At 61.7% G+C, this 11,608-nt stretch carries 8 protein-coding genes; 1 reads left to right on the top strand and 7 read right to left on the bottom strand.

The genetic code is table 11. The features are described 5' to 3' along the window. Nucleotides 1–53 precede the first annotated feature (53 nt). From AC1Z32_RS31610 to AC1Z32_RS31620, 3 genes are all read right to left on the bottom strand, one after another. Nucleotides 54–2,792, bottom strand: a complete 2,739-nt coding sequence (locus AC1Z32_RS31610; protein ID WP_483482764.1) for an MGH1-like glycoside hydrolase domain-containing protein — start codon at nucleotides 2,790–2,792, stop codon at nucleotides 54–56. An 85-nt stretch (nucleotides 2,793–2,877) separates the two neighbouring features. Then, nucleotides 2,878–4,821, bottom strand: coding sequence for an amylo-alpha-1,6-glucosidase (locus AC1Z32_RS31615; protein ID WP_483482765.1), 1,944 nt, complete (start codon nucleotides 4,819–4,821; stop codon nucleotides 2,878–2,880). Further along, a complete protein-coding gene (locus AC1Z32_RS31620) occupies nucleotides 4,818–5,294 on the bottom strand; it encodes a nuclear transport factor 2 family protein (protein WP_483482766.1) in 477 nt (158 codons plus the stop codon). The genes AC1Z32_RS31615 and AC1Z32_RS31620 overlap by 4 nt, the downstream gene beginning before the upstream one ends. 178 nt (nucleotides 5,295–5,472) lie before the next feature. On the opposite strand from AC1Z32_RS31620, the gene AC1Z32_RS31625 reads away from it, so the two are divergent. Continuing rightward, nucleotides 5,473–5,817, top strand: coding sequence for a zinc ribbon domain-containing protein YjdM (locus AC1Z32_RS31625; protein WP_483482767.1), 345 nt, complete (start codon nucleotides 5,473–5,475; stop codon nucleotides 5,815–5,817). Between the two features lie 603 nt (nucleotides 5,818–6,420). Here AC1Z32_RS31625 and AC1Z32_RS31630 read toward each other — a convergent pair. The 4 genes from AC1Z32_RS31630 to AC1Z32_RS31645 all read right to left on the bottom strand — a co-directional run bounded on the left by AC1Z32_RS31630 (nucleotide 6,421) and on the right by AC1Z32_RS31645 (nucleotide 11,602). Next, nucleotides 6,421–7,146, bottom strand: a complete 726-nt coding sequence (locus AC1Z32_RS31630; protein WP_483482768.1) for an Imm52 family immunity protein — start codon at nucleotides 7,144–7,146, stop codon at nucleotides 6,421–6,423. Between the two features lie 15 nt (nucleotides 7,147–7,161). Continuing rightward, nucleotides 7,162–9,081, bottom strand: a complete 1,920-nt coding sequence (gene tssI, locus AC1Z32_RS31635) for a type VI secretion system tip protein TssI/VgrG (protein ID WP_483482769.1) — start codon at nucleotides 9,079–9,081, stop codon at nucleotides 7,162–7,164. A 9-nt stretch (nucleotides 9,082–9,090) separates the two neighbouring features. After that, nucleotides 9,091–9,342 (bottom strand): PAAR domain-containing protein, encoded by a 252-nt coding sequence (locus tag AC1Z32_RS31640; RefSeq protein ID WP_483482770.1) that lies wholly within the window; start codon nucleotides 9,340–9,342, stop codon nucleotides 9,091–9,093. A 979-nt stretch (nucleotides 9,343–10,321) separates the two neighbouring features. Next, nucleotides 10,322–11,602: a DUF445 domain-containing protein gene (locus AC1Z32_RS31645; RefSeq protein WP_483482771.1), complete on the bottom strand. Its 1,281-nt coding sequence runs from the start codon at nucleotides 11,600–11,602 to the stop codon at nucleotides 10,322–10,324. Nucleotides 11,603–11,608 lie beyond the last annotated feature (6 nt).

Genomic DNA, 11,608 nt, shown 5'->3' on the forward strand with positions numbered 1-11,608 from the left:
GTTGAGCGTCTGGCGGTCGCGGAATACCAAACGCCAAATAGCGTGCCGCGCCGCTACTTCGCCCCGGCGAACTCCTGAATCTCGGCATCCGCTTCGCCCGCGAGCGGCACGACGCCGGACGGGCCCGTCGCATGCGGCTGCAGCAGCAGCGCGACCAGCCCGCTCCAGCCCGTCTGATGCGAAGCGCCCACGCCGCGCCCGTTGTCGCCGTGAAAGTACTCGTGAAAGAGCACGAGGCCGCGCGAACGCGGATCGGCCTGCAGCAGCGGATACGCGGCCATCACGGGGCGCTCGCCGTTCCGGTCGAGCAGAAAGAGCGTGGTGACGCGGCGCGCGAGTTCGTCGGCGATCTGTGCGAGCGAGAACTTCTGCCCGGAGCCGGTCGGATATTCGACGCGAAAATCATCGCCGTAATAGCGATGGAATTCGTGGATCGATTCGATCAGCAGATAGTTCACCGGCATCCACACCGGTCCGCGCCAGTTCGAATTGCCGCCGAAGACGCGCGAGTCCGATTCTCCCGGCAGATAACGGATGCTGAAGCTCTCGCTGTTGTGATAGAAAACGAACGGATTATCGAGATGCACGCGTGAAAGCGCGCGCACGCCGTGATCGGACAGGAACTCGGTTTCGTCGAGCATGCGCCTGAGAAGCGCCTTCATGCGGTGTCCGCGCAACAGCGACAGCAGCACGCTATTGCCCTGACCGGCGACATTCCAGCGCGACACGAGCCGCGACAGATCGGTGCGATGCTCCAGGAACCAGTGCAGGCGCTCGCGCAACTCCGGCAGCGAGCGATACACCTTCGGCTCCAGCACATGCACCGCGAAAAGCGGAATCAGCCCGACGATCGAGCGAATGCGCATCGGGACGTTCGAGCCGTCCGGCAGACGCAGCTTGTCGTAGAAGAACTCGTCCTCGCTGTCCCAGAGGCCGGTATCGCAGTTGTCCTCGCAGCTCACTGCTTCCGCGATATACAGGAAGTGCTCGAAGAACTTCACCGCGATATCGACGAACACCTTGTTCTCATACGCGAGCTCCAGCGCGATGCGCATCAGGTCGAGCGCATACGCGGCCATCCACGCGGTACCGTCGGCCTGATCGATATGGCCGCCTGTCGGCAGCGGCGACGAGCGATCGAAAATACCCACGTTGTCCAGCCCGAGAAAGCCGCCCTGGAAGATGTTCTTGCCGTCGGCGTCCTTGCGGTTGACCCACCACGAGAAGTTCAGCAGGAGCTTGTGGAACACGAGCTCCAGAAAGTCGCGGTCGCCCTTGCCGGTGATCGCCCGATCGATTTCGTAGACGCGCCACGTCGCCCATGCATGCACGGGGGGATTGGCATCGCTGAACGCCCATTCATAGGCGGGCAACTGGCCGTTCGGATGCTGATAGCGGTCCTTCACGAGCAACAGCAACTGACGCTTCGCGAACGCCGGATCGACCAGCGCAAACGCGGCCGCATGGAACGCGAGATCCCACGACGCGTACCACGGATACTCCCACTTGTCCGGCATCGACACGATGTCCGCGTTGCACAGATGCCGCCAGTCCGCGTTGCGCCCGGAGCGCCGCGGCTTCGGCGGCTTCGGCTGCAGCGGATCGCCGTCGAGCCAGCGCGTCACGTCGAATTGATAGTACTGCTTCGACCACAGCATGCCCGCGAGCGCCTGACGCTGCACGAGCCGCTGATCCGCATCGGCGATGTCGTGTTGCAGCGCGCCGTAGAACTCGTCCGCTTCCGCGATGCGGCGCGCGAAGAGCCCTTCGGCGTCGAGCGGCACGCTGTCGGGCGCGGATTCCGGCCGCCAGCGCAGATACACCACGGCCTTGCCGTGCGGCTCGACTTCGAGATGCGCGTGCGCCGCGGCGCGCGTGCCGTTGTCGCGGCGGATCGCGTCTTCGTCGCCATGCAGGATGTAATCGTTGAAGCCGTCCTTGAACGGTCCCTCGCCTTTCATGCGAAAAAGCCGCTCGACGTTGGTTTCGTTCTCGCAGAAGAGCCAATCGATATTCTCCGCATCGGGCGACCATGCGGTCACGACCATCGGCTCGTGGCCCGCCTGCTCCGCGAGCACGTACGTGCCTTCGCCCTCCACCGTCTCCACTTTCAGCGACGGCCTGACCGGCGTCGGCTTCCACGACCACGTGTTGCGCGCCCAGATCTGCGGCAGCACGTCGAGCGCGGCCCACACGGCGCCGCGATTCTCGACCGTCACGCGCATCAGGATGTCGTCGGCAGTGTGCTTCGCGTATTCGACCTGCACGTCGAAGTAGCGCTCGTCGTCGAAGACGCCGGTGTCGAGCACTTCGTACTCGGGCATGTCGGCGCCGCGCCGCGCGTTTTCATCGACGAGATCGGCGTAGGGAAACGCCGCGTGCGGGTACTTGTAGAGCATGCGCATGTACGAATGCGTCGGCGTGCCGTCGACGTAGAAGTACAGCTCCTTCACGTCCTCGCCGTGATTGCCTTCCTGGTTCGTCAGGCCGAAGAGCCGCTCCTTGATGATCGGATCGCAGCCGTTCCACAGCGCGAGCGAGATGCACCAGTTGAGCTTGTCGTCGCCGAAACCGGCAAGGCCGTCCTCGCCCCAGCGATATGCGCGGCTGCGCGCATGATCGTGCGGAAAGTATTCCCACGCGGTGCCGAACTCGCTGTAATCCTCGCGCACCGTGCCCCATTGACGCTCGCTCAGATACGGCCCCCAGCGCTGCCAGCGCGGGCAGTCCTTCGAATGGAGCCGTGAACCCTCGACGGTGTCGAGCTGATTGACGGGGCGCGGTTTCGGCATGGGCGTCTCCTCGTTTGCGGCGCGCAAATCGGCGGGCAAGACTCGTAATTTAGCGCGTTTTGATGGCAACCAGCGCGCATCGCGCTCATGGCGCCGCGAGCAGCTTTTCGACGCGCATGAGCTCCGCGAGCGACCACGCCTGGAAAGGCGTGCCGCCGGGTGTGAAAGGCGCGTCGCCATCGGCGACTTCGCTGATGTGATCGAGACCGTATCGATCGAGATGCGCGTGGAGCGGCGCCAGAAAGCGTTCGCGCGCGCCCGCCGCGCCGTGCACGCGCACCCACGCCTCGACGAACGGGCCCATCAGCCACGGCCACACGGTGCCCTGGTGATACGCGCCGTCGCGGTCCGACACGCCGCCCGCGTAGTGCGCCTTGTAGGCGGGATCGGAGGGCGCGAGCGTGCGCAGGCCGAGCGGCGTCAGCAGATGCGCCTCGACCTGCCCGACGACGCCGCGCGCGATATCGCCATCGACGAGCGGAAACGGCAGCCCGCCGACCGCGAAGATCTGGTTCGGGCGAATCGAGCGATCGATCTTGCCGGGCTCGTGATCCACGTCGACGACATCGAAGAGCGCGTGCGTATCGGGATCGACGAAGCGCGCCGCGAACGATGCCCGCGCCTGATCGCGCAAGGCCTGCCAGCGCGCATTCCACGCGCTCGCGATGGACAGCGCGTTGATCCACAACGCCTGCACTTCGACCGGCTTGCCGATGCGCGGCGTCACGACCCAGTCGCCCGCCTTCGCGTCCATCCACGTGAGCTGCACACCGGGAACGCCCGCGCGCAGCAGGCCATCCGAATCCGCGGCGATGCGAAAGCGCGTGCCGCGGGAATAGCCGTCGAGAATCGCGTCGGCGGCGCGTTGCAGGCGGCTCGTGGTCGCGGCGTGCGCGTGGCCCGTCGCCAGATAATCCCCCACCGCGACGACGAACCACAGCGATGCATCGACCGCGTTGTACTCGGGCAGACCGCCGCTGTCCGGGAAGCGGTTCGGCACCATGCCTTCCGAGATCGTGTCGGCCCATTCGAGCAGGATCGACTCTGCTTCCTGAGACCGTCCCGCCGCGACCAGGAGGCCGCGCATCGAGATGAAGGTGTCGCGGCCCCAGTCGGTGAACCACGGAAAACCGGCGATGATCGTGCGTCCGACGTTGCGGTTCACGACGTACGCATCCGCCGAGCGCGCGAGCCGCGAGCCGAACGAGGCGCGGCGCTCCGCTTCGCGCGTCACCCGCTGCAATGCATGCGTGAGCGCGCTGTCTTCGAACGGCTTGTCGCGGCCCGTGTGCGCGTGCAGGATCATGACGGCTTCGGCGCGCGCGAGATCGAAGGTGAACACACCGGGTGTGGCGAGGTCTTCGGAGAAATCGAGCCCGCGCTCGCGTTCGCGCGCGTAGGAGAAGTTGCGATACCAGTCGGGCTCGTGTTCGTAGGCGCCGTTCGACGTCGCGCAGATCGCGGGCAGGTCGCCGTAAGGCTGCCATTGCACGCGCTCGCCTTCGAGCGTCGCATCGAAAGAAAAGGCCGGATTCTCGTGATGCAGCGCGTGATAGTCGCGCCCCGAAAGCAGCGGGCGCACTTGCAGGCGCGCGGCCTCGAAGGCCGGCATGGCCGCGTCTTCGAGACGCCAGCGCAGCACCGTTTCACGGCTCTGTTTCGCGACGAACACTTCCGCGACGACGACCGCATCGTCGCCGATTCGATACCGCCATGTCGGCCACGGCTCGGTGTCGAAGGAGAACAGGCTCGCCGATGAATCCGGATAGAGCACATCGGGCGCGTAGCGCTGCATCGTCAGGGGGAAGCGCTCGCCGTTCACGTCGAGCCACGCTTCGATGCCGTTGACGAGCACGACGCGCCCGGCGGGCGGCTGCGTCGCGGCGAGCAGGAGGGCATGATAACGGCGTGTTCGCATGGTGCCGACGGTGCCGGATGCGAAGCCGCCGTAGGCATCGGCTTCGAGCCACTCGTCTTCGAGACGCGCGGCGTCGATCGGCGATTGATCGTTGCGTTCGATGCGCGTCATGGCACTGCCTTCTCGCGGTATGCCTTGAGCGTTCTGCGCGCTTTCGTGCGGATCGCGCGTTGCATCTGCGGCGTCCAGCCGAAGAGCCAGCCGCTCGCGCCGAGCGCCTGACGGCTCCAGCGCCAGAGATCGAAGACATCGGTTTGTTCGGCGATGAAGCCGTCGCGGATCGCGAAGCGCGACTCGATCCGGTTGACGACGATGTGGCCTGTCGCGGAGTAGGTGTAGCGCGCGACGGCTTTCGCGCTCGCCATCTGGCCGATCGATTCGATGGCGTCGAAGGTCAGCGTGAAATCGGTGGCGCGACCGAGGAGCATGCGCCACATGTCGCCGGCTTCCCTGCCGCGCAGCACGCCGAAGGCGGGGTCCTGAAACTGGATATCGGGGGCGTAGCAGGCGGCCATTGCTTCAGCGTCGCGGTTCTGAAACGCTGTGTAGAAGCGTTCTATCAGGGCGGTGTTGGCGTTGGGCATGGATTGTGTCCGCTTCGGCGAATCGGAGGGGCTGCTTTTCTTGCTGCTGCGTCCTTACGCGCTGGATCAGCAATAATACATCCGGCGCTGCGCTCCGCCTTCCCACTGGATTGTTAGGTTCCGGAGAACGCTATACTTGCCGGCTTTCACTTCCGCCGCGAGGCATCAAGGAATACGTATGAACGCTCTACCTCCCTGTCCGAAATGCAATTCGGCATTCACTTACGCGGACGCAGATTTGTATATTTGCCCGGAATGCGCGCATGAATGGCCGGCGCAGTCGAGCGCCGCGTCGTCGGAACCCGCTGCGAAGGTTTATCGCGATTCCGCGGGGAATATTCTTCAGGATGGTGACACGGTTACGGTCATCAAGGATCTGAAGCTCAAGGGCGGCGGCGGGGTTGTCAAGATGGGCACCAAGGTCAAAAACATTCGCCTGGTCGACGCCGATCATGATATCGACTGCAAGATCGATGGGTTCGGAGCAATGAGCCTTAAAACGGAATTCGTTAAGAAGGCCTGAGGTGTGGGGTTGCTCGCGCGCTGGTTTTCGCCGGATCCCGCTTTCGTGTCGGGCTATTTGTACTGCCCCTGTGCGGGGCGGCAGTCACTTTCTTTGCTGCTGCAAAGAAAGTAACCAAAGAAACAGCTATCCCCATCCAAAGTGCTTCAGGCCGGCCCCGGCACAGAAGATCGCACGTGGTCCGGCAGTAGCGAGTGCCCTCACAAGCCTAACCGGGCTTGGACCGCGCACGGTCTGACTAGCTAGTTGTTTTGGCGCGCTGGTTCAGCACGAAATAGCTCCGGCACAGCGCTACGCGCTGCCGTTGGGTTTTCAAGGGAAACCAACGGTGGGCGAATGCAGTGAGATGGAGGTGTTAGTAAAGAAGCACGCGCGGACCCGATTGACCGGTCGGCCGCGCAGCGGGCCAGAGCTATTTGGCGCCTTACCAATCAGTCGAGCGGCGCGATGTGGCAGGCCGTGCGCGATCCAAGAAGTGATCGACGCGACGGTCATCATCGATGCTTCGCGAGTTGGAAAACGGCGATTCCACGCAGGACGAAGCGAGCGAGGTAGCCGAGTGGCCTTGGAAAAAATGGCCCGCCTGAAGCGGGCCACATTGGGTCACAGGTCTGCGTATCGCGGTAAGAGTCCCTGATCGGCCAATCGAATTTCCAGCGCGTTCGCCACCCTCACATGCTCCGCGTTGTCGACGTCGAACGGCTCGTCAATCACGCTGATGATGATGGTCCCCTCAGCACCGTTCAGGTCTTTTACGTAACGAAGCATCGGAGCCTCTGGAACCTTCTCAGGCTCGATCCGGCCCGGCAAATAGAGCATCCAGCCGATGCCGGGGCGGTCAGGAAAGACTTGCTTCTGCATGGAATACTTCGGAGGCGCCACCTCGACTGTTAGTCCAGGCCATATCCTCAAAGCGTCATGTATAAGCTCGGCAAATTGATCATAAGAACGTAAATTCGAAGCTCGCGCACATCGGAACTCCATATTGCACAATCCGTTGAGATTGTATCGTGTCTTAAACGATGCACCGAGATCCCCCTCCTTTCCATTCCAAACACCACCATGTGGCATATCGGCATATTGAGAATCGGCATACCGTTCTGCGAGCGCTATGGCGCCTGCTGTTGGCCCGCTTTCGTCAAATGCCTGAGCTGTCAACGACTCGTTTTCATTCGGCGCCGGTGGATGCCAGTTGTTTAACGAAAAACCGGCCTTACCCTCCAAAGCTTTAGCAAAGCGCCACAGGTCGCGGTAAAGCTGTTCATAGGTTGGTAACTCTTTTGGGATCGGACGGAAAGTTAAAGAAACCTTCATTGTGTAATTTGACATTTGCGAATTAAAACATTATGGCTGGAATATCGTGCGTTCAAGTGGAGCGGAAATAGCAAACTGTCGCGTAAAATACCGATAGCTAACGGGTTGCATAAAATACCAAACGAGCTTCGAGGGCGGGCTAGCCGCAACAATTATATTTTGTCTACTAGCCTGATTAATCATTCCGGGTTCACCGGATAGCCCCCAAAAGTGTTCTGGCTGTCCGTCTTCGTCGAAAAACTGGTCATACCTCGCTTTTGCCTCCTCAAGCTGACATAAGCCCGACCTGAAGCCATCGAAGTCGTTTCCCTCGAAGCTCCATTCCGTCATCGAAGCGAACCCTGTTACTCGCGCCTGATATTGACGCGACACGTCCGACATATTCCAGTTTCGAGTTACCAACTGTCCGCCGTCCGGCGGACAGTTGCAATTGCGTGATTGCGTGCGCATTGTCGCCCCCGCGTCCGCTTTTTCCTTGTCCTGATCCTTCGCCGTATCGCCGGGAAAACTGAGGACGGCTGCGGGCCTTCGGTTGCGTGACTCACGGCATGAACGAGAAACGCGCCGCTCGTGTAGCCAAATGCTCGCGGTCGCATCAAAAGGTCGGTCGCGGTCCCAGACGAAACGCACCAGCACGCGGTGTAGTTCGTCCGTCCATATCGTCTTATCCTCCGGGCCGACCACTATCGCGAGTTCCGGGCCGCTAGTGCGTGGTCGAGGCGTGGTCTGGTCGAGCCGGAATTCTTCTGTGTACGGGAATAGTTCGAACTCGGCGCGGCAAGTATAGGCCGCGCGCTTTCCGCTCTCGCCGCCGACGTCGGTTATATCGAGCGAGCAGGAAAGGACCGCGTAATCACGATTGGCTTTTGCGTGCGGGTGATGCGTGAGCGTGAAAAAGCGGCCGGTCGCGAGGCCGCGTAAATTGCCATGGCCTTGGGCGCGCAGACCCTTGGTACGGAGCGATTCAACGCGCACAAGCGCGAGCCATTCTGAATCCTTGACGGCCTCCGCACGCTTTTCGCGGTCGAGATTGTTAGGCTGGGCGGCGGTGACGCGTACATACTGCTCAACGTCCGCATGAGCAGTCACGCGCGAATATTCAGACTCCACGCTCAACGACGCACCCGAATGAGCAGGCCGCGCGTAGTCATGGTCGATTGTCGTGACCTTGCCCGCCGTGAGTGTGCTTGTGAAATCGAGCGCCTCGATATATTCCTGATCGATGCGGGCGGACGTATCAGCGAAATATCGAACGGTTCGATACGCGACGTCTTGCGCCAACGCTCCGTTTAGACCGTCCGAGAGGATGAGCCGAAAATCGCCGTCCGCGTGTTCGAACCAGAAGCACCACCCCCATGTTTCCCAGATTCGACGCAAGAATGCATAGTCGGACTCCCAGTGCTGTCGAATCACATCGCGATGGGTGAAGTAGCGTTGATGATTCGGATCATTCAAGCGGTAGTCGATAAGGCCGGGATATTCCCGCAAGACCTCGCTGGTAATGTCCTGAATGTTTTTGTGCTGAAAGAGCCGCGTGTTGATCGCGCGTTCTGCGAGCGCGAGCCACGGTCGCAAGATCAACTTATAGACGGCGCATCGCTCATCGACTCCAACGAAGCGCGCGGAATCAATCATGCCGCTAATCTCGCGCTCTCCCGCGCCTATGTTTGCTTGGCCGGTGTCGCCCGGCATCCCCGGAATGAACTCCCCGTTACCCTCGATCTGAATCGTCACCGTTGCCAATGTGCCGACGAGCTTGTCGAGATCGACATTCGCGCCCATGCCCGTCGTCAATGAAAGCGGTGCACGCACTTCGACGGTGTACTCGAATAGCTCGCCCACCGCCTCCGTGCCGTGAATACGCGTGCAGAGGAAGACCGACCGGCCGTATTGAGTCGGAAGCGCGTCGCCTCGTATCGAAAGCGTGTGCGTCTGCTTGAACGTTTGCATGCCTGGACCTCAGCCGGCAATGACCGTCGCGCCGCACGCCGTCTTGTCGCCGATGCAAGCGACCTTCTTGGCTCTATGAGTGCGTGCGCCTGTCGCGATGATCGGAAATACGCCTCCGCACGTCGGGCATTCGGCGAGATGCCCATCGAGCGCGACGGCCACGCCCATGTGTTTGAGATCGGTCGCGGCCTCGATGATCAAGCCGCCGTGGTCGGTCTTGTCACCGAGACGCGCCGTTTCGCGGTTCGAGGAGTCCTTCATCGTTTCACCTTCAAGAGAACGAGGTTGAAAAAACCCGCTCATGAACAAAGGTCCATGAAACGGGTTGACGAGACTCGACGTGCGAAACGTATCGGGCTTTCATTTCGCGAAAAATCAGCAAAAGCCTTTAAGCCAAAAACACTGATTTCAGGCAGTCTCAAATCGACAATGTCTTGAAATGAATTCGCGAGGGCGTGACGTATTCTTAGGAATCCGGCGCGTGCTTGCGCCGGCACAGACTTGGCGACCTGTAGGACTTATTCACCCACGACACCCGAGCAACGCGGGTTAGCGTTTGCCCCCGCGCGCCCTTCGACCGCCGGCGCACGGTGCTATTGCTCACCTAATGGGCGAGACGTGGCAGGGAGTCCGCAAGGGTTGCCGGTAATGGTGTAAGTCCCCGGTACGTCAGCCGTGTCACTGTTCGCGCGCGCCCCTTCCGCTGAACGGCGCGGCTCCGGGCTTTACACAGTTGCAGTAGGCCCGCGCTCATATGCACATCGCTGGTCAAGCCGTTAAAGGCTTGTGGAGCATGGCGAAGCGCGCAGCAGTCAAGCGCGACGGGAGATAGGTTCTAACCTGGAATACGGTTAATTGTCATGCCCGCAGTGAGAAACGCGCGGTGCGTTTCTGTCGAGTCCCGGCGCGTTCAGGCGAGACCGCACGGACGACCGTCGAAGGCTCGTGCTCGCGGGCGACCGCGAGAGACAGCAGACGAAAGCGTCGAGAAAATGCGACGCTTTCACGCCTGACTGTCACAGTTTGTCCAAGCAGTGGATTTTTAGCGGAGGGGTATTGAAGGGGGTAGACGTCCTGAATATTTAAGCAACGTTTTTATAAATCAATGTCTCGTTACTCGTAAATTGCTTTCTTTGCAGCAGCAAGGAAAGTAATTGCCGCCCCGCACAGGGGCAACGCCAATAGACCGACGCGAAAACAGGATCCGGCGAAAACCCAAAGCCCCAGACCCCACTCCCCCTCACCCCACAGCCACACTCACCGCGTGAATCAAAATCCCCACCGCTCCCCCAACGAGCGTCCCATTCACGCGAATGAACTGCAAATCCCGCCCGATATTGAGCTCGACGTCGCGCACGAGCGTCGCATCGTCCCACTGCTTGACAGTCGCGGCAATATGCTTCGCGATGCCATCGCGCAACTCCGGCGCGAGAGCCTTCAAAGCATCCCGCATATGCTCGTTGATCGACTCGCGTAAGTCGGGATCACTGCCGAGCGCTTCGGCAAAGCTCCCCGCCATCCCCACGACCTTCGCGTGCAGCGCCGAATCCGGCCGCTTGATATCCGCATCGAGCCACCCGATGAACTCGTCCCACAGCCCATTCACGTAGCCGCGCAACTCCGGCCGCTCGAGCCACTCGCGCTTGTGCTCGTCGATGCGCGTCCTGAATGCCGGATCGGTCTTCAGCCGTTCCACGAAGCGCTCCACCGCGGCATCGAAGGCCTTGCGGCGTTCATGTTCCGGATCGCTGCTCACATCGTGCAGCCATTGATTCGCGCCGCGCACGAGGCCGGCGGCGAACTTGTTGCCGAGATCCTCTGCATTCAGTCCGACGAAACCCAGCATGCCGATGAGCTTCGGATACTCCTCGCCCGCCACCGCGACGATGCGCCCCGCGAGCATCTCCTGCACCTCGGGCTTGTCGAGCCACGCGGCCATCTGCTTCAGGCCTTCGTCGAGCAGCAGTTGATGACGCCGGTCCGACGTCAGCGTCGACAGCACGCTGCCCGCCGCGCTCGCGAGATCGAACTTGTCCGCGCGACGGCGCAGCGTGTCGTAGAGCATGGACTTGACGCGCTCGTCATCGACGAACGACAACAACTGGCCGACCGCCGACACCGCCTTCTTGCCGAGCAGGTCGGCATTCGCGGGCTCCGAGAGCCACATCGACAGACGGCTCGCCGGATCGAACGCGTTCACGCGCGCGACGAGCGCATCGGTGCCGAGAAAGCGGTCGCGCACGAACACGGCGAGGTTGTCCGCGACGCGCGCCTTGTTCGCCGGAAGGATCGCCGTGTGCGGAATGGGCACGCCGAGCGGGTGGCGAAACAGCGCGACGACCGCGAACCAGTCAGCGAGCGCGCCGACCATCGCGGCTTCCGCGAACGACGACACCCACGCCCACACGCCCGCATCGTGCTGGCTCTTCGCGAGCGCGAACAAACCACCCGCTGCGACGAGCAGCGCGGCGGCGAACCATTTCATTCTTTTGAGCGCTACGGCTTTGTCCTGCGTTTCCATCTTGTC

It is taken from the genome of Caballeronia sp. 11_S32, assembly GCF_056930355.1.